Source organism: Rhodococcus sp. FG69, assembly GCF_057808915.1.
The window spans coordinates 24,606-43,706 of record NZ_JBMDIX010000024.1; the positions used below are offsets into that span (position 1 = coordinate 24,606).

The window sequence follows — 19,101 nt, forward strand, 5'->3', positions numbered from 1 at the left end:
GGCCCTTCTGTAGCGAGGTCAGGCAGAAACGGATGAGGTCAATTCGGTGAGAAGTTCGCTCACGCGGGCGTCGAGGTCGTCGCGGATGAGCCGCACTTCATCGAGCGACTTGCCGTCGGGGTCGGTCAGTTGCCAGTCCAGGTAGCGCTTGCCCGGGTAGACGGCGCACGCGTCGCCGCATCCCATCGACACCACGATGTCCGCTGCGGCGACAACATCGTCGGTCAACGGCTTGGGAAATTCGCCGCCCAAGTCGATGCCCATTTCGGTCATGGCTTCGACCACGATCGGATTGATCTCGTGCGTTGGCGAAGATCCGGCCGATCGTACGTGTACCCGGCCTTGTGCCCGGTGGTTGAGCAAGCCTGCGGCCATCTGTGATCGCCCGGCGTTGTGCACGCAGATGAAGAGCACCTCGGGTACGAGCTTCGGTGCGTCACACTGAGATTGAGCAAGTGCGGTGAGACGATCGGCGGCGAATTTACCTGCAAGCGTCGTTAGGTGTGTATGAATCTTAGAGGTCCGCCGCAGTGACGTGTAGGACTCGAATACATACCGTTCTACGGTTTGCATCGAAAAGATACCTTCGTATTCGGCAGCCAATCTCTCGGCGGTGCGGGAGAGTACGGCCTGTGGCATGAGCAATTCGGGTTGCGAGCGGTGTTCGGACATCAGGACTCCTTTGTCGCTGTAGTCGCGGATCGAGTGGGGGTGAAGCGTTTACGGAGAGCCAGGGACACATAGACCAAGCCCACGAGCACTGGCACTTCGATAAGTGGTCCGACGACACCCGCGAGTGCTTGGCCGGATGTTGCGCCGTAGGTAGCGATCGCGACGGCGATGGCGAGTTCGAAGTTGTTGCCCGCGGCTGTGAATGCGAGCGTCGTGGTGCGCTCGTAGCCCAGGCCCATCGCGGCGCCGAGGGCATATCCGCCGCCCCACATCACCGCGAAGTAGACCAGAAGCGGGAGTGCGATGCGGACGACATCCAGCGGCTGCGAAGTGATCTGATCACCCTGCAGTGCAAAGAGAATGACGATGGTGAACAGCAGACCGTAGAGCGCCCACGGACCGATCTTCGGGATGAACTTCGATTCGTACCACTCACGCCCCTTGGCACGCTCACCGAAGTAGCGTGAGGCGAACCCGGCGATCAGAGGGATGCCGAGAAAGATCAGAACCGACTTCGCGATCTGCCAGGGTGAGGCCTCGATGGTGGTCTGTTCGAGTCCGAGCCAGCCGGGCAGGACGGACAGGTAGAACCATCCGAGCACGGCGAACATGAATACCTGGAACACCGAGTTGATTGCGACCAGTACGGCTGCCGCTTCACGATCTCCACACGCCAGGTCGTTCCAGATGATGACCATGGCGATGCAGCGGGCCAGACCCACGATGATCAGTCCGGTTCGGTATTCGGGTAGATCGGGGAGGAAGAGCCACGCGAGTGCGAACATCAGCGCCGGGCCGAGAACCCAGTTCAGAACCAGGGATCCGATCAGAAGTCGTTTGTCGCCGGTGACGGTGTCGAGTCGGTCGTAGCGGACCTTCGCCAACACCGGGTACATCATGATCAGCAGCCCGATGGCGATCGGCAGTGAGACTCCGTCGATCGAGACGGCCGACAGCGCGTCGTTCATTCCTGGGATCAGTTTCCCCAACAGGATGCCGACGACCATGGCGACGCCGATCCAGACCGGGAGGAACCTGTCGAGAGTAGAGAGCTTGCCGACAACGGCCGGGTGGTCGGAGGTGTTTGCCGTGGTGCTCACGCGGTCACCAGCGCAGAATCGTCTGTGGTTGGGTCGGCGGCAGCCAGAACCGACGACAACTGTTGCAGGGCTGCGGGAATGACCCAGTAGTAGACCCAGGTACCGCGCCGTTCGCAATCCAGAAGTCCGGCCTCGCGGAGAACCTTGAGGTGATGAGAGATGGTGGGCTGCGAGAGGTCGAACGAATCGGAGATATCGCAGACACACGCTTCGCCGCCTGAGTGGCTGGCGACAATGCTGAGCAGTCGGAGTCGGACCGGATCTCCCAATGCCTTGAACATCCGGGCGAGGTCGCCTGCCCAATCGGTGGTCAAGGGTTCGCGGATCAAGGGTGAGCAGCATTCACCGCTGGTGACGTCCTCGACTGCGAGGCTCTGTTTCGACATGCGTCTATATTGACAGCCGCCTAATCATGGGTCAAGCGAACGCCACGTGAACTGCACCTGGCTCGAAATCTGGACACGGCGGAATTAACTACTACAATCGCTGTAGTAACAACGTCAAGACGTCGGGAGATTCGCGTGTCGGTTGTCAATGGATTGCCAGCTCACATCTTGCTCGTCCACTTCATCGTGGTGCTTGCGCCACTGACGGCGATCCTTGCTCTCGGCGCGAGCGTGTGGCCCGCGATACGCCGACGGCTCGTCTGGCTGATCGCTGCGCTTGCTGTCATCACATTGGTCTTGACTCCGTTGACCACCGAAGCCGGTGAGTGGTTGGAGGAGCGCGTTCCGGAGACAGGAGCCGTCGAAACACACGCCGAGCTCGGCGACTCGATGCTGTTCTTCGCGTTGGGCCTGGTCGTGGTCGCCGCGTTGCTCGTCGTGCTGCATGTTCGCGAGGGTCGTGGGACGGGATCCGTACGGTGGCAGTCGATCGCGGTCGTCGTCGTCACGGTTGTGGTGGCCGCCGCGACGATCGTGCAGGTGATTCGGATCGGAGAATCCGGCGCGCGTGCGGCGTGGGAGAACACGGTGAGCACTGCACCGGCGGAGGATGGTTCGGATGAGTAGCGGCGCCGTAGCAGAGCGAAGAAGCTGACCATGTCGGACGTCGTACCAGGCGGTCACGCCTCGGAACCGCACTCGGACATCGGTGGTCGGCTGAATTGGCTTCGCGCAGGAGTTCTCGGTGCGAATGACGGCATCGTGTCCATCGCCGGCCTGGTGGTCGGCGTGGCGGCTGCGACGACGGAACGCGGCCCTGTTCTCACTGCGGGTGTCGCCGGGCTTGTCGCCGGCGCCGTGTCGATGGCGCTCGGTGAGTACGTCTCGGTGAGCACCCAACGTGACACCGAGCGGTCGCTTCTGGTCAAGGAGCGGCGAGAGCTCGACGAGGAGCCGGAACAGGAATTGGCCGAACTCGCCGCCCTGTACCAAGACAAAGGTCTGTCGGCGGAGACCGCCAGAATCGTCGCCGAGGAATTGACCGCGCACGATCCGTTCGCTGCACACGTGGACATCGAACTGGGTATCGATCCGGATGCGTTGACCAGTCCGTGGCAGGCCGCAGTATCGTCAGCGGTTTCCTTCGTCACCGGTGCGATGCTTCCGCTTCTCGCGATTCTGTTGCTTCCCGCGTCCAGCCGGATACCGGTCACCTTCGTCGTGGTTCTGTTGGCGCTCGCGATGACCGGAACCATCAGCGCCACGTTGGGTGGAGCTCCTCGTCGACCGGCGGTGACGCGGATAATGTTCGGCGGAGCGTTAGCGATGATCGTGACGTATGGAATCGGCCAGTTGGCGGGCGTCGCAGGGGTGTGAAGGTCCGCGCTCGTCAGCGGAACACCGACGTGGCATTCTCGCCCGCTTCCGGTGCGACCACGTCCTGGGCCACATCGAACAGGGCCACGGAGATCACCGAGAACGAGAGAATCAGTACCAGAGCCATGGCAACAGTCAGGCGTCGCTGCGGGGCCGGGGGAGGTCCGTTCAGTGCGCGGACGCGACGGACCACATCGCCCCCGGTGCTGGCGAGAGTAGTTGTCCGCCGGGCGGAATGCGTGCGGAGCAATGCAGTCCTGGCGACAGCGGACATCGTTGCCGGCCGGCCGTGAACGGCGGCGGTCTCGTCGGCGTGACGCTCGGCAGCGTGACGAATCTGGTGGACGACCGGGCGCAGCAGCGGATCGAACTGTGCTGCGATCTCTCCCATCTGCGTCCAGAAGCTGTGCCGAAATCGAATGTGAGCTCGTTCGTGCTCGATCACCGCGTCGAGTTCGCTCGTGGACAGCGCGTCGGCGAGCGCTGTCGTGATCACAACTGCACTTCCTCCGGACGGTACCGCGAAGGCGTCCGGCTCGGCCGAATCAACGATCACGGTGCCGCCTCGAGTTTCGGCCTCCGCACCGAATCGTGCCGCCGTTCGCGCGCTCACCCATATCCGACGCCCATGTGCCGCAACCACTGCCAACCGCCACGCGACCCAACCGAGTATGACGACGCCCAGTGTGATCGAAAGGCCGTCCTCCGACGCGAGCAGTACTGCAGCCACTGCAACCATCGACGCAGCAATGGAGAAGGCGGTGATCATCGACAGAATCGGAAAGACGATCACCGACGCCTGCGGTGTGAAATCGCGGTCGATCCGACCGCAGTACACGCGAAGTGCGACGGAGAGCACCCACGGTAGAGCTGCGACGGTCAGAAGCAGCGTCATGCTCAGTCTTTCGCCGACTCAGGTGACAGCAACGCACGCAGCAGCGTTTCGTCCTCGGGATCCAGCGCCGCAACGAAGTTGGCCAGTACATCCGCCCGCTCAGCTCGGGTGTCCAGTTCCGTTCGCATCCGCATCGCGGCCCGAAGTGCTGGTAGCTCGTCGACCGGGGCTCGAAGTGCGTAAACGTAGGACCGTCCGCGCCGCTCGCGGTCGACCAGCCTCTTGCCGTGCAGTCGACCCAACGCAGTCATGACGGTTGTGTGCGCGAGATCTGCCCCCAGAAGTTCACGGGCCTCGGACACCGATAGCTCCCGGTGCTCGCCGAGCAGCTGAAGAATCGACTCCTCCAACTGTCCGGAACCTCTGCGCACTGGTGTCACCCTTACTCGTCGTCGTCGATCCAGGATATGCCACGCCTGAACCCGAGCGACGATTCTGGTGCCGAGCAGATCAGGTCAGGGTGACGAGTTCGGTGATGTCGTCTTTCGGGAGATCGCCGTCGACCACTGCGGTGACGACCGAGCTGTTCAAGGTGATTGCGCCCTTGTGGTTGTCGAGGAATGCGGTGTCCGCCGCATCCCGCCCGGTTGCGATGCGGACCAGCGTCGAGCGCGGAGCCAGGCAGGTGGCGTCGACGACCCGCCATACTCCACCGACGAAAGCCTCGGCTACGGCGTGGAAGTCCATCGGATCGCAGCCCGGTGCGTATACCGCGACCAGACGCGCCGGCACGTTGACCGCCCGTAGCATCGCGACGACCAGATGGGAGTAGTCGCGGCAGACGCCGGCCCCGGCGAGAAGAGTATCGGTAGCGCCATCGATCGGATCACTGCTACCCGGAACGTAGTTCAGCCGTGCACCGACCCACGACGAGATTCGCTCGAGCAGCTCCTCGGAGTCTGCGTAGGCGCCGAATTCGGTCGCTGCGAAACCGTAGAACTTGTCGGCCTCGGCGTAGCGGCTGGGGCGCAGGTACAGCGACATGTCGTAGTCCGTCACGGGAGCGGGCGTCGTGTTTCCGATGACGGTGGCGTCGTACGCGACCTGAAGATTGCCCACGCCGGCGGGGAAGACGTGGATGCGATTGCCGTGGGCGCCACTGACCTCTTTGGGCGTGATCGGCTGTCCGTCGAGCTCGAAGGTGAGTGACTCGGTCACCGTCGTGCCGGGGTGGGGCGCGATGGCGATCTGGAATTCGAGGGTTGTGGCGTCGGTGATGTCGACATCGAGTCGCGCTGATACGTCGCGTTTGAGCACTGGTTCTCCGTATGTCGGGGCTGAGTGTTATCAGCTCGAGGAAACGAACTGGCGGTATTTACCCTGCCCGATCCTCCTGCAACCAACGATTGCGTCACAGTATTTCGCTCGCTGTTCGGGCAGGATGAGCTGGTTTCGTACTGACAAGTTGGTTTGCGTCGTCTAACTTGAGTTCAGGCGGGGCGACGCTGTGAGAGGGGTTCGATGGTCGGCATGTTCTCGGACGCGGTACCTAGTGCGTTCGCGCGACGGTGCGATCGACGAGACGCCGCAGTAATGGCGAGGGCGTGAAGAAGCTCGCCACCGCTGCCGTGCTCCTGCTGCTGGGCTCGGGAGGTTTGTTCAACGGAATTGCGCTGGTCTCAGATCCTCAGGGTGGCACGCTGGGGCTCAGCGTCGACATGCTCCCGGCCTGGCATACCTGGGACTACCGCTATGCGGGCGCATTCGTATTGTTCGCGCTCGGGATTGCGCCGCTCGTGTGTGCTGCGGCAGTGATCGTGGACGTCGCCGGTTCTCGAATGTTCGCCGGTGTGGTCGGGGCGGTGGCTGTCGGATGGGCAGTGTGGCAGTGGGCGGTCCTGGACGTCTGGGCACCGCGCGCGTTCCTGGGATTGGTCGTGATCGGTGCCGTCCTCGCGTTGGGCGCCATCGATTCGGTCCGTCATCGTTCTGAGAATCGGTGAGTGCGTGACCGCGTCACGCACTCACCGGACAGTCTCTACTTCGTGTCTTTTCCTGCGGCCTTGTCGACGCGACGCTGGGCGAACGTGCCGCCCTTCTTCAGAGCCTTGGAGATGAAGTTCGGTTTGCCCGAACGCTTTTCGATCGCAAGACCGCTCAGAACGAGGAGTCGCGCCAAAATGGGAAGCGCAATCGCGACGAACAGGTATCGGTAGAGGTATTTACGCGCTAGCAACGGGAGCATGGTGGTCCTATTCGAGTCAGCGGACCGCGCGGCGGACGCGCAGCGCCGCAGTGACGGCCAGAGTGATGATCGATCCGACCGCTGCCGCACCCAGTAGCCACACGCCCTGCGCCAGATCGAAGTTCCACCCGATGAAGTTGATGCGCGTGTGCACGGTGTTCTGGAGAACGAAGATCACCAGGGCGACGATCAGCACGAGTGCGATCACCAGTGAGAACTTCGTGAAGAAGCCGCCGCTGCGACGTCGTGCGGGGGTGGTTGTGGAATCGGTGGAGGTCATCAGGGGTCCTAGTCTGCATGTGATTGGAAGTTGCAGATACTTAGTCGGTTTCGGATCGCGAAAGCAAACGCCGACGGCTGTGTGATCTGAATCACACCAACTTTCGGAGCGATCGACTATTTGGGTCACTCAGAGTGACTCGAGTGGTCATTCGGTCACTTCACGACGCAAGATCGCATACAGAAAAGTGTCCGACCAGGCGTCCTTGTTCCACCAATCCTCGATGAAGTGGCCTTCTCGACGCATGCCTACGCGTTCGGCGAGCCGCGCGGACGCGGCATTTCTGGCGTCCATCTGCGCGATCGCCCGGTGCACCCTCCGCAGGGAGAACACTGTCTCGATGAGAGCGGTGACGGCCTCGGTTGCGTAACCTCGGCCAGCGTAGGCGGGCGAAAATGTCCAGCCCAGTTCGACGGTGTGGTCGGTGTCGTTCACGAAATGCGCGCTGACGTTTCCGATGATCCGACCATCGAGGGTCGCGACGACATTGAGATCGCCGTCGTCGAGATCGAAACGCTTACTGCGAATTTCCACGTTCTCGCGCGCATCGGACTCGGTCCACGGTTCGTGCAGTAGGTAGCCGCAGACATCGTGGTCGCCGTAGTACTCGAGTAGCTGCGCCTCGTCGCCTATCCGATAGTGACGAAGGATGAGTCGAGGCGTCACGATCGAGAACTCAGTCGACGGAGTATCCACGCGGACACTCTATCGACGCTCTGCGGGGCTCAGTCGGAACTGCCGCCGGGGGGACGCGTTTCGAGGAACATTTGAAGGAACGACGATGCCTGAGGTTTGGACTCGGACGTATGTCGGGGCGTCTCCGTCGTCTGCTCTGATTCGGGGTGATCTGACCTGCTCATCATGAAGTCCACTCTCTCGACCGACTGTCGACAATCAGCACGCCCGCGCCGAGCACGTCGAGGATCATCCGAACCGGACGTGTCGGCGCGAAGATACGAACACGCGAATCCGTCGCCGATGCTGCGTCGATCACGGCATTCGCGGCGCCGGAGTACATGAACGACACCGCGGACAGATCGACCAACACGTCGGCGCCACTGCTGAGGAGATCCTCGAGTTTTCCGGTCAGTTCTGGTCGAGCGGTCATATCCAGGTCGCCCGACACTCGCAGTACAGCGTACGAGGTCGAGTAGGACTCGACCTCGACCGAGTATCGAGGAGCTTCGCCGACGGATTGTGCGGCGGCGTCGACGGACAAGGGGTTGGCTGCAGTGATCATCTCTTCTGCCCTTCGCGTCGTATTTCGTGCCTGTACAAACTCTGACAGGGAAAGATCTCGTGTCCGTTTCGAGTTTCGTCACGGTAAGGCATCTAGCGAGTAACAGATCAGTAACGCCGAGCTGTGAGCGCTGTCAGCGCAAGCCGGCGGCGACGACGACCTGCTCGGCCATCGACCGCGCGGAGTCCGCGGTCGGATGAACGCCGTCGAACGTCGCGCCCGGTGTCCTCAGCGTCGACGCGAAGTCGGCAAGTGGGAGGCCGCGTTCGGCGGCAAGGTTTCGGATGGCGATGTTCAACCGGTCGTCCGGCGCCGACCTCGACGGTGGCACGGTGGCGAGTACGACGGTGTCGACGCCTCGGGCCTGGTCCAGGATCGATCGAAGATTCGCGATGGTCTCTGCCAGAGGTACCCCGCGTGCCTGATCGTTGGTTCCACCGTTGACGACGAGCACATCAGGCTCGGCGGCGAGCGCCTCGTCCATGCGAGCCGCGATCTGTGCGGTGGTCTCGCCTGTGGCGCCTGCGTTGCGTCCGTCGGCGGCGGCCGAACCGCCCCCGCACACGAGGTGGGAGTACCACGAGGTATCGCCGTGAATACCCCAGTCGACGACGGAATTGCCCTCGGCGATCGAGTCTCCGAGTGCAACGAGCCGTGGTCCGTCGCTGCTCGCGCTCCACCCGAAGCACTCGGCATTCCAGAGATACAGAACGGGCGTTTTCAGCGGGCCGAGCACTAGTCCGGCGACCACCACGAGGATCATTCCGGCGACGAGCAGCAGGCGGTAACGCCGAGTCTTCACCACGCGAATATTGTGCCGTACCGACTTCTTCCGGTCGGCTACCGAGGTGCGGGTGGGATTCCGCCCCCGCCCCCCGAGCTGCCGGTGGACGGCAGTGGACCGGGAATGATCTGTAGTCCCGGAGGCGCGCAGTAGGTGTGATCGCACAGGTCGAAGGTGCGCCCGCCGAGGCCGGGTACGGCATCGGGGTTGACGAAGATCAGGCCGTCCGGCGACGTGCACGAAATCGGTCCACAGGTTGTGCCCAACGGGAATCCGCGCCAGTCCACCGGATTCGGCGGTGGACTGGGTTCGGAGGGCGCCGACGGTTCGGTCGGCGTGATCGCGCAGTCGGCGCACACCGTCGGACCTGACGGGTCGACGATGGCCGGTTCGACGAACGTTGTCGGCGGCTCGAAGGCCGGCGGTGGTGGGGCCGAGGCAACAACGGTCGGCGGCACGAGCGGAGGTGTTTCCGAACTGGTGGTAGCCGGTGATGCAGACGTTGTCGTCGTAGACGGCGCGGGAGCTGCGTCCTCGGAACCGGCGGTGCATCCTGCGAGTGCAATGGCACTGACAACGGTCAGCAACAGAGCTGCTGCCGGACGGTTCGGCATATCCCTCCATGACTCTCTGGGCAGTGCTGGGCGTGTTCGGGATCCGAACTCAGCGGTCTGATTACGGTACCCGATGTAGGGCCGTGGGTCGCGGCCTCGGATCGTGCCGATCGCCGGCTCGCGCACGACGGTACGGACCGAATCGACGGCACGAACCGAATTATCCGATCGCACAGTCGATTTATCGATCGAAACCCGTGGGTTCGTCGTGTTCGGTAGGGCCGTTCAGGATCGACCCACTGGATCACGCACGCGCGTGCGGTGAGTGAGAACGGTTGGTCATGCGAGGTCTGAAAGTCACACTGTCGGTGTTCGGTCTGGTCGCAGGTGTCGCCGTCGGCTGGTTATTGCTCGTGGCTATGTCGCAGCCGGTGCGCGTGAACTACGCGTACGTGGTCGGACGGTACAACTCCGGATTCTGGTGGTCCGTCCGCGAATATCTCCCGTTTGCCGTGCCGGTGGTGGGCGCACTCGTCGGGTGGATCGTGGCCACGCTACTCGTTCGCGCTGGATGGCGCATGACGCGTGAGCACTGATACCAGCGGACGCCGCCACATCAGCAGCAGGACCCATACGATCAGACCGATGTACAGCACGTAGGGCGTCGTGAACACCAGTTGTTCTGCGGTCGTCAACTCGGGAATCATCGAGGGTTCGTCGTATCGTCTTGGTGCAGAGTTGAATTCGTCCACAGTGACGAGCATCATCCATGCACCGAAGGCGAGGAGTACGGCAAAGCCGACGGTGGTGAACCAGCGACCGGCACGTGTGTCCAACGCGGTGGAAGCAACGAGTACGACGACGGCTCCCGGAAGCGTCAGGATCAACCCGAAGGCGCCGACGACGTTCCAAGTGACGACGACATCGCCGACGCTACTCCACCAGGGGGCCAATGCGAATGCGCTGATCAGGGTCGCCGCAAGCCATGCGAGAGGCGCGCAGGCGACCGTCCGAACGCGGCGTCTCATCGGAACGCCTTCGCGAGCAGCTCGAGCGCAGTGACGACGTATTCTCGGTCCTTGCCGAGGCGTTCGAGAATTGCTGCGTGCGAGGCCAACTCCCGTGGGAAGATGTCGTCGACGAGGTGTTCGCCGTGCGCGGTGAGGTGGACGGATGCGGACCGCTTGTCTGCAGGGTCCTGCTCGCGAACGATGATCCCCCTTTCCTCGAGCCGCGACAGCGTCTTGCTGACGCCCGCTCGGGACATGCCGAGGCGCTCGGCCAGTCGGATCGCGGTCACCGATTCTGCTTGATATCGCAGTGGCACAAGCAGTTCGACATCAGCGTGTGACAGCGGAGATTGTGCGTAGACGTCGTCGACCGCTCGGCCCACGCCCTCGCTGATTTCTTTGATCAGCGCGACGATCGTCATCGGCGACGTGTCGAGGCCGGGGTTGTGGATGCGCCACGATTCGATCGTTTTCGCCCTGAGCGTCATGCGCATCCCCTTTGTTAACCAGTTAACAATTTGCTACCGTCACTCTACTCGACGAAGAGGGGGATGACAGTGGAGTGCGACAGCGTGATCATCGGCGGGGGCGCCGCGGGGTTGAGTGCAGCGCTCGTGTTGTCACGTGCCGGCCGCAGGGTCCTTCTCGTGGACTCGGGAAGTCCGCGGAACGCGAAAGCCCAACACCTGCACGGATTTCTGTCCCGCGACGGGATGGCTGCTTCGGAGTTGCTCGACGTAGGCAGGCGCGAAGTGCTCGGATACGGAACGGAGATCGTGGAGGCGCGCGTCGAATCCATATCGAAGGATCTGACAGTCCACTGCGGCAACGGAATCGACGTGTCAGCGCGAGCAGTACTGGTGGCCACCGGTCTGCGTGACGAACTGCCTCCCATCACCGGACTGACCGAACTGTGGGGACGGAAGGTCCTGCACTGTCCCTACTGTCACGGCTACGAGGTGCGCGAGAGCGCGCTCGGCGTGATCGGCGGCGAGAATCGGCCGTTCAGCGTTCATCAGGCATCGCTGGTTCGGCAGTGGTCGGAAGACGTCGTGTTCTTCCCGGGCATCATCGAACTCGAACCCGAGGAACGCAGGAGGTTTCAGGCGCTGGGGGTCTACATCGCCGAAGGCGCAGTGCAGGCAGTCGACGACGACGGCGACGGAGTGTCGGTGGTGCTCGAGAGCGGCACGGCGATCCATCGGTCGGCCGTCTTCGTCGGACCGCGGTTCCTTCCACGGCACGAGCTCTTGGTCGAACTGGGTTGTGCGCGTGGCAATTCCGGATGGATCGAGACGGACGCTGCAGGAGCGACGAGCGTCCCGGGTGTCTGGGCGGCCGGCAACGTCGCGGACTCGCCTGCACAGATCATCGACGCGGCGAGCGCGGGATCGCGTGCTGCCATCGCGATCAATCATTACCTGCTCGAGCGGGATATCGCCGCGGCGGTGAGTGCGCGCTACTGATGCGCGCCCCGGTCGAGGGGGTTCAGTGAGATCGCAAGCCTCATCCCGGACTGCCACAGCGCCGCTGCTGTCGAGCGCGGCCGTAGTTGCGCCTCGATGCGCATTGCCGTCGTGAATTCGGCAGCGAAACTGCTTCGTGAAAAACGCAATTCGACGTCGTCGAGAAATGCTGCGTCGAGTTCGTGTGCGCGTAGGCCAACGACGTCCAGATGAGCGGCGTCGTGAAGCAGTGCGGCCTCGGGTCCCGCATCGAGTGGAGTCTTCACGTCCATATGTCGGGCAATGGCTGTGTACACGCAGTGGCCACTTTCCGCGGAACCCCCGTGTGCGGTCACGAACTCGCGCGCATGTTCGGCGCCGAGTACAGCGAAGCAACCTATGCGATCGTCCACCGGGGCGCCAAGGCGAATGTCGTGCAAGAGGGCTGCGACATAGAGGTTCTCGGGATCGAACGACCGACCGTCGACCATGGCGAGGGCGTTGCCGAACTCCCAGCACCGGAGGCTGTGGGCGAGCACGGCAGGAGTCAGGGTCTCCTCCGCCTCCTGTAGAGCGTCGCGGCACAGTCCGGAATCCGGTGGTGCCGGCCGGGTACCTGAAAAGCGCGGACTACTCGGCGCTGTGATCCCGCGCAGTAGGCGAGGCATGGCGATCGTCTGAACGGCAAGGGCGTCGCCGATCACGCGCAGCTGTCCCAGCCGCGTCAATTCACCTGTGCGCATGGGAGTCCTCCGTGATGTGGCCTTGTAGATCGCCTCTGGTGACGGCCAGCATGGCGTCGAGTGTCTTCTCGTCGACGACTCCGCGCTGACGAAGAGACACCGCCCCGTTCACCGCGGCCCACGTGGTGAGTACGAGAACACGGGGATCGGTATCGCATCCGGACGCGGTGATGTCCCGCGTGACTGTCTCGACCAACGCCTGCAGCGCTGCGTCGATTCGAGGCTTCGCGAGCGCGACCAGTTCGGATTCGGTCGTTGCGACGTCGTACAGGCTGAGTAGTCGCAACGCCAGGGGATTCTTCCGGTGGAAGGTCACGTACCGGTCGAAGGCGTCGACGATGGACGTCGAGCCTTTCATCTCGTCCACGTGGGTCGTGGTGGTGTGCCAGGCGAGGGCGGCGTACACGTCCGCTTTGCCGCCCGCGAAGTTGGCGTAGATGGAGCTGACGGCGACATCTGCTGTACCGGCGAGCATCTCGATCGTCGTACTGCGGTACCCGTGCTCGAGAAAAAGTGATCGGGCAGCGTCGAGCACCGCCGTATGTGTCCGGCGCTTTCGTCTGTCGGTGGGGGTTTCCAACATCATGAATTTATCGTAGTCTGATTCCGATAGCAGAATCAACTTCCGATAGGGGTGGAGATGAATCCCAAGACCGGGTCAGATGCGATGACGGTGTTTCTGCCGCAATCGCCGTTCGTGCAACACCTGGGAATCGAGCTGATCGATATCTCGGAGGGACACGCCAGGCTGCGGATGCCGTTCAAGGACGACCTGATCACGGTTGGCGACATGGTGCACGGGGGCGCGCTTGCCGGGTGTATCGACATCGGCATCATGGCCGCCGCGTGGGCAGGCGAGCGCGTGCCCGAGCAGTTGCGCGGTGTCACGATATCGATGGCGGTCGAGTTCGTCGAACCGGCGTTCGCGGAGAGCATCGACATCGTCGGAAGGCGTGTCCGTGCTGGTCGCAGCCTGAGCACCTGCGCAGTCGACATTGTCGCCACGAGCTCGGAGCGGCTGATCGCGACGGGATTGGGGACCTATCGGATGGGTTGACTCCCTGGGGGCGGAGCGCCACTGGTTACCCGCCCGGCTGAACCTGCGGATCTTGCTGTGGGATCTCCTGCAACTGCGGATCCTGCGGTTGCTGCTGCTGCATCTGCTTGGCGAACTCACAGTTCGACTTCGCGTACGTATCGATCCGAGTGCTGGCTTCGCTTGCGGCGGTAAAGCTTTCGGCGTCGATACTGGCTTCGGTCTTCTGCTGGTACTCCTCGAACGTCGAGGACTCGGTCACGAGGTCGGTCACCTGGGCGCTGGCGTCGCGCACCGTGGTGAGATCGGCTGCGATGTCCGCGTCAGCGGATTCGATCGCAGGGTCGTAGTGCTCGGAGAGCCCGTCGCCGTACTTCTTCAGCACAGCCTGCATTCCCGGCCAGTCGGCGGGGTCGATCGCGGCGGACGACTGCGACTCCATCTCGAAATTCGAGATGTCCTCCAGCTGAGTGCAGATATCCCCGCCACCGTTCGCATCTGCGCCGCCGTCCGAACCATCGTCCGACCCGCAACCGGCGAGCCCCACGGTGAGAGCTGCAGCGATGACGACGATCGAGCGACGCGGGAACTTCATACGGGTACTTCTCCAGACTTCGGGCGGGTAGGACGCCCTCCACAGTCACAGTTACGCGACGCGTTGTCGAGTTGGTGGTGCGAACGTTGGAAATTATCACCAGTCGCTTCGCGGCAAATTACGTCCGGTGGGCGGCGGACGCGAACCCGAGCCAGGTGTGCCTGTTGCCGGCCCAGCACCAACCGACCTTCGGGGCGTTGCGATTGTTTTTTCCGTCTCGTCCGGTTCCGTTGCTGATCCATACCGCGGGAGTCCGTGTGTCGAGGGTTCCGTTCGGTTTGCGTAGCCGTGACCCGATCGTCATGAAGCAATGCCCCCGTTCGAGCACCTCGGGTACCTGGAGCAGCCAGTGCATGCCCTCGAGCAGAGTCAGCGGTGTGCGGCCGGCAGCGAGAATGGCGGGAAGAGCCTCGTCGGGGCTCCAGTTCTCCATCTCGTCGCCACGTCTCGGGCCGTGGACCAGGTATGCCGGACCCGCCGGGATTGTCAGCGACTCGATCGGAGTGAACCGGGCGACGTCCGGCATGTCGGAGACGACGAATCCGCGCTTGCCCGACGATGCGAGCATCGGTGCAAGCGCGGACGGATCGACGCCACTCAGGACGAGGAGCGAATCATCCGTGGCATCGGAGACTGCGTCGTGGAGCTCCGCGTCGGTGATGCCGGCGAGCGAATGAACGCCGAGTTCGATCAGTCTTTCGGCCTGTTTACCCAATGGAGGAAGCGCATACATGGTGAACCACCTTTCGTCACCGTACAGTGTACGCTTCAGCCGGATTGAGTCCTGCGGAATTCGAACGTATGGTCGAACGGTGAGGGTCAACGGATCGAGCGGCGGAGTGGATCCCCGCCGTCGTCCGTTCAAGGTGCTGACCCCTGCAGTGAAGGTCCTGATCGACCTGTCCATCCTCTATCCGCAGCCTCCGCATCACAGCGGCACGTTCACCGCCGAGGGTTTCGACGTCCGCACCGTCGTGCCGGGCGACCTCACCGAGTGGTCCATGACCGTCGACGGCGATTGGATCGGCCGCGTCACCTATCAGCTCACCTCGAAGGATCGCTGTGAAACGGTGACGCACTGGGTTCCGAGTCGCGTGCTCAAGCCCCTGACCTCGAGGCGCTGACCCTCACGCCAGGGCGAGGAACAGTTTCTCGAGCTCTGCTTCGGTCATGGGCTCCTTGTTGTCGGCTGCTTCGCCCGTCATGCACTCGCGGAGGCCGGTGGCGACGATCTTGAACCCGGCTTTGTCGAGCGCGCGGGAGACGGCTGCGAGCTGCGTGACGACGTCCTTGCAGTCGCGGCCGTTCTCGATCATCCCGATCACGCCGGCGAGTTGGCCGTGCGCACGTCGCAGGCGGTTGAGTACCAATGCGATGCTGTCTTCGTCGCCGATCATGTCGGTCTCCTTGGTGATAGATGGTGCCGGTAGTGTCAGGGTACCCCCGGGGGCATAGAACGGGTAGCAGCTTCAGGCCTCGGGGCTCAGGCCTGTGCGCCACCGAGTGCATCGATGGCCGCCTGAAGCTTGACGGTTGCCTCTGCCGCGACGTCGGACAGACCGGGTTCGTCGGTCACCTCGACCATGATCGCCGGGTTCATTGCCTCGACGATCACCGAGCCCGGGGTGGTGGTGTCGGCGCGGACGACGACGTTGCACGGCAGCAGTAGTCCGATCTGCGGCATCACGCCGACTGCGCGGTGCGCGAGGTTCGGGTTGCAGGCGCCGAGGATCAGGTACTTCTCCATGTCCTCGTCGAGCTTGGCTTTCAAGGTGGCCTGCATGTCGATTTCGGTCAGTACCCCGAACCCTTGCTCGGACAATGCCGCTTTGGTGCTCCGAACTGCGGCGTCGAAGTCGGTGTCGGCGAGTGTGGTCGTCAGTGCGATGTTCATCGTGTCTCCTGTATTGGCGAAATGGTCAGTGCGAGAAACTAATCGAGGGCAATACCTTGCGAAGCCATGTCGGTGACCACCACGCGCCGTGTCCGGTCAAACGCAGCAGCACCGGAAGCAGAATCAGTCTGATCAGTAGGGCATCGAGCAGGACCGCAACACCGAGGATAATTCCCATCTCCTTCGGCGGAAGCGGATCCGAGAGCGCGAAGGTGAAGAACACCGCAACCATCACCGCGGCGGCGGCGAAGATAACGCGTCCGGAATGGGCGAGTCCGTCCACCTGGGCTGTCTTGGGGTCACCGGAGTGTTCGTAGTGTTCTTTGGCTGTGGCGAGAAGGAAGACGGTGTAGTCCATGGCGATGGCGAAGATCATGGCGAAGAAGAACACCGGCCCCCAGCCGTCGAGGAAGCCCTGCGGGGTGAATCCGAGCAGCGAGGATCCGTGCCCGTCCTGGAAGATCAGTTTCGCGACGCCGAACGCTGCAGCGGTGGACAGCAGGCTGACGATGGTTCCCAGGAGTGCGATCAGTGGCGCTTGCAGTGCGACGAGCAGGAGTACGAAACCGAGGACGAGGATGATGCCGATCACGATCGGCAGGTAGTCGTTCAGGGCCTGCTGTAGATCGAGGTTCTCTGCGGGAGCGCCTCCGACGAGTGCCGACTCCGGCAGTTCCGTGCGCAGATCCTGCAGGATGGTGCCCATCGATTCATCGGACGGGTCCACTGCTGGAATTGCCTGCAGCAGTGAGTATTCGGATCCGTCGAGTGCTTGTTGGGGTGGGGTGACCATCGAAATTCCGTCGACGGTGCTCGCAGTCGCGGCGGTGGATTCGGCGTCGGCGGTGGGGACGATGATCTGCAATGCGCCAGGCGCGCCGTCGCCGAACTGTGCTTGGACCAGTTCGTATCCTTGGCGCACGGGTGCGTCCTCGGGTACGACGGTGATGGAGGGCATGGCCACTTTCAGTCCGAGGACCGGAAGTGCCAGCGCGATCAGGATTCCCACCGAGACGACGGCGAATGGCCACGGATGTTTGTGCAGCAGTTCACCCCAGGCGGCGAACTTCGGCGAACGATGGTGTTGACGCTTGGCGTAGGGCAGCGATGCGGCGTTGACCTTCGGTCCGAGTGCACCGAGGGCTGCCGGTAACAGTGTCATGGTGGCGACCAGTACGAAAGTGACTGCCATCATGATGCCGATGGCCATCGTTCGTACTGCCGGTGCCGGGACGAGTAGCACCGCCGACAGGCTGACCAGGACGGTCAGGCCGGACAGGACGACGGCTTTGCCTGCGGTGTCCATGGTTTCGGCGACCGCAGCCCGTGGATCGGCGTTGCGTAGAGCGTCACGGAAGCGGGCGACGATGAACAGTGCGTAGTCGATACCCAGTGCGAGGGCGAACATCATCGCGAAGTTCATCGCCCATACCGAGATCGGTGTCACCTCGTTGAGTAGAACGAGTCCGCCGGCGGAGGCGACGAGTCCGGCCACGGTCAGCAGTAGGGGTAGGCCTGCGGCGACGAGTGAGCCGAAGGCCAGGACCATGATCGCCAATGTCAAGGGCCAGGAGAACAGTTCGGCCTGGATCATGGCGTCGTGGTTGGCGACGTTGAAGTCGGACCACAGTGCCGACGATCCGGTCGGGTAGACCTCGATTACGTCGGTGGACAGGGCGGTCAGCTCGCCCTTGACGTCGTCGACGGCCTTGACCATCTCGTCGGTGCTCGCGTTGGCACCGGCGATGAGAATTCCAGTGTGCGAGTCGGGGCTGATCGTCATACCCGGTTGCGGCATCACGATCTCCCCGAAACGCGGGTCCCCGTCGAAGACCGCTGCGACGTCGGTGAGTGTCTGCTGCACGGCTGTGTCGTCGATCGAGGCCGTATCGGAGTGCACCACGACCTGAACGGCGGCAGAGGAGTTACCGCCGAAGTGTTGCTGTGCCAGTTCGCGGACCTGGACGGATTCGGATCCGTTGGCCTGCCAGCCGGCCCCGGCGAGCGAGGTGAACACCGTCGGTGCGGCCGATCCGAGGGCGATCAGCGCGAGCAGCCACACCCCGAACACCCACCTGCGGTGGGTGACCATCGCGGCTCCTGCGCGCCCGAGCACGCCGGGCGAGGTGACGCGTGGTTCTTCGGTATCCAGAAGGGCGTCGGGCAGGGGCATTGGTCTCCTTATGCGGGTGGGGGTATCGGAACGAGCGCTCGACGTCCCTTCAGAAGTGAAGGGCGTGTGTCGACACACCATGGCACATACCGTGGGGGGTATGCAAGTACCCCCTGGGGTATAGGAGCGGAAGTATGGCGCACATCACGTGGACTGGGCGTGCACCTGCCACGCCGGCATACGACCAACTAGGTACACGCGATTACATCGAATTGAAAGGAAGTCGACATGGCTGACTTCGTGGACAAGGCGCAGCACAAGGCCGAGGAGCTCACCGGCCAAGCGAAAGAAAAGGTCGGCGACGCCACCGGCAACGACAACCTACGCGGCGACGGCGCGGCCGATCAGGTGAAGGCCAAAGCCCGCCAGGTGGGGGACACTCTGTCCGACGGCATCGACGCACTCCAGGAGAAGTCGTCCGACGCAGTGGACACTGCGAGCGATGCCGCGGGAGCCCTCGCGGACAAGGCCACCACAGCGACGTCGAGGGCGGCGGACTCCATCACCGATCTGGCGGATTCGGCGGCCAAGAAGGCTCGTGAAGCCGACGTCGACGTGAGCTCCATCGTCGATACATCCACCTCGCCGCGCGTGCTTGCTGCTGCCGCGCTCGCAGGGGTCGGACTCGTCGCGCTCGTGCTGTACCGGCGTAGCCGTCGGCAGAACGTCCCGCAGGTCGTCGCACAGACGCGGCGTGCTGCGAAGAAGCTGGCTCAGTCCCCACGTCGTTGA

At 63.1% G+C, this 19,101-nt stretch carries 29 protein-coding genes; 9 read left to right on the forward strand and 20 right to left on the reverse strand.

The features are described 5' to 3' along the window. Positions 1-18: 18 nt before the first annotated feature. From ACODSO_RS18515 to ACODSO_RS18525, 3 genes are read right to left on the reverse strand one after another with little or no spacing between them, the layout of a single operon-like run. Entirely contained in the window at positions 19-672 is a 654-nt protein-coding gene (locus ACODSO_RS18515; protein WP_489038238.1) for an arsenate reductase ArsC, read from the reverse strand. Further along, positions 672-1,772 carry an ACR3 family arsenite efflux transporter gene (arsB, locus tag ACODSO_RS18520; protein ID WP_489038239.1) on the reverse strand — a complete coding sequence of 367 codons (1,101 nt, stop codon included), beginning with the start codon at positions 1,770-1,772 and terminating at the stop codon, positions 672-674. Before arsB ends, ACODSO_RS18515 begins: the two co-directional genes overlap by 1 nt. Next, positions 1,769-2,158 (reverse strand): ArsR/SmtB family transcription factor, encoded by a 390-nt coding sequence (locus tag ACODSO_RS18525; RefSeq protein ID WP_489038240.1) that lies wholly within the window; start codon positions 2,156-2,158, stop codon positions 1,769-1,771. The genes arsB and ACODSO_RS18525 overlap by 4 nt, the downstream gene beginning before the upstream one ends. Positions 2,159-2,293: 135 nt before the next feature. On the opposite strand from ACODSO_RS18525, the gene ACODSO_RS18530 reads away from it, so the two are divergent. Together ACODSO_RS18530 and ACODSO_RS18535 are read left to right on the forward strand one after the other, a co-directional pair. Further along, complete coding sequence (locus ACODSO_RS18530) at positions 2,294-2,785, forward strand: DUF2231 domain-containing protein (protein WP_489038241.1); 492 nt, start codon at positions 2,294-2,296, stop codon at positions 2,783-2,785. 30 nt (positions 2,786-2,815) lie between these two features. Further along, a complete protein-coding gene (locus ACODSO_RS18535; RefSeq protein ID WP_489038242.1) occupies positions 2,816-3,535 on the forward strand; it encodes a VIT1/CCC1 transporter family protein in 720 nt (239 codons plus the stop codon). A 13-nt stretch (positions 3,536-3,548) separates the two neighbouring features. Here ACODSO_RS18535 and ACODSO_RS18540 read toward each other — a convergent pair whose 3' ends face one another. The 3 genes from ACODSO_RS18540 to ACODSO_RS18550 all read right to left on the reverse strand — a co-directional run bounded on the left by ACODSO_RS18540 (position 3,549) and on the right by ACODSO_RS18550 (position 5,687). Further along, positions 3,549-4,430, reverse strand: a complete 882-nt coding sequence (locus tag ACODSO_RS18540) for a M56 family metallopeptidase (RefSeq protein ID WP_489038243.1) — start codon at positions 4,428-4,430, stop codon at positions 3,549-3,551. A gap of 2 nt (positions 4,431-4,432) precedes the next feature. Then, positions 4,433-4,801 carry a BlaI/MecI/CopY family transcriptional regulator gene (locus ACODSO_RS18545; protein ID WP_068372780.1) on the reverse strand — a complete coding sequence of 123 codons (369 nt, stop codon included), beginning with the start codon at positions 4,799-4,801 and terminating at the stop codon, positions 4,433-4,435. 79 nt (positions 4,802-4,880) lie between these two features. Beyond that, the gene (locus ACODSO_RS18550; protein WP_489038245.1) at positions 4,881-5,687 is read right to left on the reverse strand and encodes a transglutaminase-like domain-containing protein; all 807 of its coding nucleotides are present in this window, start codon (positions 5,685-5,687) and stop codon (positions 4,881-4,883) included. A 287-nt stretch (positions 5,688-5,974) separates the two neighbouring features. On the opposite strand from ACODSO_RS18550, the gene ACODSO_RS18555 reads away from it, so the two are divergent. Beyond that, a complete protein-coding gene (locus tag ACODSO_RS18555; protein ID WP_489038247.1) occupies positions 5,975-6,373 on the forward strand; it encodes a hypothetical protein in 399 nt (132 codons plus the stop codon). A 35-nt stretch (positions 6,374-6,408) separates the two neighbouring features. On the opposite strand, the gene ACODSO_RS18560 is transcribed toward ACODSO_RS18555, so the two are convergent. From ACODSO_RS18560 to ACODSO_RS18580, 5 genes are all read right to left on the reverse strand, one after another. Continuing rightward, complete coding sequence (locus ACODSO_RS18560; RefSeq protein ID WP_489038248.1) at positions 6,409-6,615, reverse strand: hypothetical protein; 207 nt, start codon at positions 6,613-6,615, stop codon at positions 6,409-6,411. Between the two features lie 16 nt (positions 6,616-6,631). Continuing rightward, positions 6,632-6,895 carry a LapA family protein gene (locus ACODSO_RS18565; protein ID WP_489038249.1) on the reverse strand — a complete coding sequence of 88 codons (264 nt, stop codon included), beginning with the start codon at positions 6,893-6,895 and terminating at the stop codon, positions 6,632-6,634. 147 nt (positions 6,896-7,042) lie between these two features. Continuing rightward, the gene (locus ACODSO_RS18570) at positions 7,043-7,591 is read right to left on the reverse strand and encodes a GNAT family N-acetyltransferase (RefSeq protein WP_489038250.1); all 549 of its coding nucleotides are present in this window, start codon (positions 7,589-7,591) and stop codon (positions 7,043-7,045) included. 163 nt (positions 7,592-7,754) lie between these two features. After that, complete coding sequence (locus ACODSO_RS18575; protein ID WP_489038251.1) at positions 7,755-8,135, reverse strand: STAS domain-containing protein; 381 nt, start codon at positions 8,133-8,135, stop codon at positions 7,755-7,757. Positions 8,136-8,268: 133 nt separating this feature from the next. Next, positions 8,269-8,940, reverse strand: a complete 672-nt coding sequence (locus ACODSO_RS18580) for an SGNH/GDSL hydrolase family protein (RefSeq protein WP_489038252.1) — start codon at positions 8,938-8,940, stop codon at positions 8,269-8,271. A gap of 186 nt (positions 8,941-9,126) precedes the next feature. On the opposite strand from ACODSO_RS18580, the gene ACODSO_RS18585 reads away from it, so the two are divergent. Further along, complete coding sequence (locus tag ACODSO_RS18585) at positions 9,127-9,594, forward strand: hypothetical protein (protein WP_489038253.1); 468 nt, start codon at positions 9,127-9,129, stop codon at positions 9,592-9,594. A gap of 220 nt (positions 9,595-9,814) precedes the next feature. Next, a complete protein-coding gene (locus ACODSO_RS18590; protein ID WP_489038254.1) occupies positions 9,815-10,069 on the forward strand; it encodes a hypothetical protein in 255 nt (84 codons plus the stop codon). Here ACODSO_RS18590 and ACODSO_RS18595 read toward each other — a convergent pair. Together ACODSO_RS18595 and ACODSO_RS18600 are read right to left on the reverse strand one after the other, a co-directional pair. Beyond that, positions 10,028-10,501: a hypothetical protein gene (locus tag ACODSO_RS18595; RefSeq protein ID WP_489038255.1), complete on the reverse strand. Its 474-nt coding sequence runs from the start codon at positions 10,499-10,501 to the stop codon at positions 10,028-10,030. The genes ACODSO_RS18590 and ACODSO_RS18595 overlap by 42 nt on opposite strands. Further along, positions 10,498-10,971 (reverse strand): MarR family winged helix-turn-helix transcriptional regulator, encoded by a 474-nt coding sequence (locus tag ACODSO_RS18600; protein WP_489038256.1) that lies wholly within the window; start codon positions 10,969-10,971, stop codon positions 10,498-10,500. Before ACODSO_RS18600 ends, ACODSO_RS18595 begins: the two co-directional genes overlap by 4 nt. Positions 10,972-11,034: 63 nt before the next feature. Here ACODSO_RS18600 and ACODSO_RS18605 point away from each other — a divergent pair, with 63 nt between their 5' ends. After that, on the forward strand, positions 11,035-11,949 hold the full coding sequence (locus ACODSO_RS18605) for an NAD(P)/FAD-dependent oxidoreductase (RefSeq protein ID WP_489038258.1): 915 nt from the start codon (positions 11,035-11,037) through the stop codon (positions 11,947-11,949). Here the strand turns inward: ACODSO_RS18605 and ACODSO_RS18610 are convergent. Then, entirely contained in the window at positions 11,943-12,671 is a 729-nt protein-coding gene (locus ACODSO_RS18610) for an HD domain-containing protein (protein ID WP_489038259.1), read from the reverse strand. The genes ACODSO_RS18605 and ACODSO_RS18610 overlap by 7 nt on opposite strands. Next, positions 12,658-13,257, reverse strand: coding sequence for a TetR/AcrR family transcriptional regulator (locus tag ACODSO_RS18615; RefSeq protein ID WP_489038260.1), 600 nt, complete (start codon positions 13,255-13,257; stop codon positions 12,658-12,660). Before ACODSO_RS18615 ends, ACODSO_RS18610 begins: the two co-directional genes overlap by 14 nt. Positions 13,258-13,311: 54 nt before the next feature. Between ACODSO_RS18615 and ACODSO_RS18620 the strand changes: the two genes are divergently transcribed. Next, positions 13,312-13,728, forward strand: a complete 417-nt coding sequence (locus ACODSO_RS18620; protein WP_489038261.1) for a PaaI family thioesterase — start codon at positions 13,312-13,314, stop codon at positions 13,726-13,728. 25 nt (positions 13,729-13,753) lie between these two features. On the opposite strand, the gene ACODSO_RS18625 is transcribed toward ACODSO_RS18620, so the two are convergent. Both ACODSO_RS18625 and ACODSO_RS18630 read right to left on the reverse strand, forming a co-directional pair. Then, positions 13,754-14,302 (reverse strand): hypothetical protein, encoded by a 549-nt coding sequence (locus ACODSO_RS18625; RefSeq protein ID WP_489038262.1) that lies wholly within the window; start codon positions 14,300-14,302, stop codon positions 13,754-13,756. 118 nt (positions 14,303-14,420) lie between these two features. Continuing rightward, positions 14,421-15,035: a DUF5701 family protein gene (locus ACODSO_RS18630; protein ID WP_489038263.1), complete on the reverse strand. Its 615-nt coding sequence runs from the start codon at positions 15,033-15,035 to the stop codon at positions 14,421-14,423. Positions 15,036-15,114: 79 nt separating this feature from the next. Between ACODSO_RS18630 and ACODSO_RS18635 the strand changes: the two genes are divergently transcribed. Beyond that, a complete protein-coding gene (locus ACODSO_RS18635) occupies positions 15,115-15,426 on the forward strand; it encodes a hypothetical protein (protein WP_068372829.1) in 312 nt (103 codons plus the stop codon). A gap of 3 nt (positions 15,427-15,429) precedes the next feature. Here the strand turns inward: ACODSO_RS18635 and ACODSO_RS18640 are convergent, their stop codons facing one another. From ACODSO_RS18640 to ACODSO_RS18650, 3 genes are all read right to left on the reverse strand, one after another. Continuing rightward, the gene (locus ACODSO_RS18640) at positions 15,430-15,699 is read right to left on the reverse strand and encodes a metal-sensitive transcriptional regulator (RefSeq protein ID WP_068372832.1); all 270 of its coding nucleotides are present in this window, start codon (positions 15,697-15,699) and stop codon (positions 15,430-15,432) included. Positions 15,700-15,785: 86 nt separating this feature from the next. Next, on the reverse strand, positions 15,786-16,196 hold the full coding sequence (locus tag ACODSO_RS18645) for a DUF302 domain-containing protein (protein ID WP_489038264.1): 411 nt from the start codon (positions 16,194-16,196) through the stop codon (positions 15,786-15,788). A 25-nt stretch (positions 16,197-16,221) separates the two neighbouring features. Continuing rightward, on the reverse strand, positions 16,222-18,369 hold the full coding sequence (locus ACODSO_RS18650) for an MMPL family transporter (protein ID WP_489038265.1): 2,148 nt from the start codon (positions 18,367-18,369) through the stop codon (positions 16,222-16,224). A gap of 228 nt (positions 18,370-18,597) precedes the next feature. Here ACODSO_RS18650 and ACODSO_RS18655 point away from each other — a divergent pair, with 228 nt between their 5' ends. Then, positions 18,598-19,101: a CsbD family protein gene (locus ACODSO_RS18655; protein WP_489038266.1), complete on the forward strand. Its 504-nt coding sequence runs from the start codon at positions 18,598-18,600 to the stop codon at positions 19,099-19,101.

Coding starts and splice junctions, on each gene's coding strand:
- ACODSO_RS18540 (WP_489038243.1), bottom strand. CDS start 4,430: ATGACGCTGCTTCTGACCGTCGCAGCTCTACCGTGGGTGCTCTCCGTC.
- ACODSO_RS18655 (WP_489038266.1), top strand. CDS start 18,598: ATGGCTGACTTCGTGGACAAGGCGCAGCACAAGGCCGAGGAGCTCACC.
- ACODSO_RS18535 (WP_489038242.1), top strand. CDS start 2,816: ATGTCGGACGTCGTACCAGGCGGTCACGCCTCGGAACCGCACTCGGAC.
- ACODSO_RS18595 (WP_489038255.1), bottom strand. CDS start 10,501: ATGAGACGCCGCGTTCGGACGGTCGCCTGCGCGCCTCTCGCATGGCTT.
- ACODSO_RS18605 (WP_489038258.1), top strand. CDS start 11,035: ATGACAGTGGAGTGCGACAGCGTGATCATCGGCGGGGGCGCCGCGGGG.
- ACODSO_RS18615 (WP_489038260.1), bottom strand. CDS start 13,257: ATGATGTTGGAAACCCCCACCGACAGACGAAAGCGCCGGACACATACG.
- ACODSO_RS18640 (WP_068372832.1), bottom strand. CDS start 15,699: ATGATCGGCGACGAAGACAGCATCGCATTGGTACTCAACCGCCTGCGA.
- ACODSO_RS18515 (WP_489038238.1), bottom strand. CDS start 672: ATGTCCGAACACCGCTCGCAACCCGAATTGCTCATGCCACAGGCCGTA.
- ACODSO_RS18525 (WP_489038240.1), bottom strand. CDS start 2,158: ATGTCGAAACAGAGCCTCGCAGTCGAGGACGTCACCAGCGGTGAATGC.
- ACODSO_RS18590 (WP_489038254.1), top strand. CDS start 9,815: ATGCGAGGTCTGAAAGTCACACTGTCGGTGTTCGGTCTGGTCGCAGGT.
- ACODSO_RS18625 (WP_489038262.1), bottom strand. CDS start 14,302: ATGAAGTTCCCGCGTCGCTCGATCGTCGTCATCGCTGCAGCTCTCACC.
- ACODSO_RS18610 (WP_489038259.1), bottom strand. CDS start 12,671: ATGCGCACAGGTGAATTGACGCGGCTGGGACAGCTGCGCGTGATCGGC.
- ACODSO_RS18575 (WP_489038251.1), bottom strand. CDS start 8,135: ATGATCACTGCAGCCAACCCCTTGTCCGTCGACGCCGCCGCACAATCC.
- ACODSO_RS18560 (WP_489038248.1), bottom strand. CDS start 6,615: ATGCTCCCGTTGCTAGCGCGTAAATACCTCTACCGATACCTGTTCGTC.
- ACODSO_RS18600 (WP_489038256.1), bottom strand. CDS start 10,971: ATGACGCTCAGGGCGAAAACGATCGAATCGTGGCGCATCCACAACCCC.
- ACODSO_RS18650 (WP_489038265.1), bottom strand. CDS start 18,369: ATGCCCCTGCCCGACGCCCTTCTGGATACCGAAGAACCACGCGTCACC.
- ACODSO_RS18645 (WP_489038264.1), bottom strand. CDS start 16,196: ATGAACATCGCACTGACGACCACACTCGCCGACACCGACTTCGACGCC.
- ACODSO_RS18630 (WP_489038263.1), bottom strand. CDS start 15,035: ATGTATGCGCTTCCTCCATTGGGTAAACAGGCCGAAAGACTGATCGAA.
- ACODSO_RS18620 (WP_489038261.1), top strand. CDS start 13,312: ATGAATCCCAAGACCGGGTCAGATGCGATGACGGTGTTTCTGCCGCAA.
- ACODSO_RS18565 (WP_489038249.1), bottom strand. CDS start 6,895: ATGACCTCCACCGATTCCACAACCACCCCCGCACGACGTCGCAGCGGC.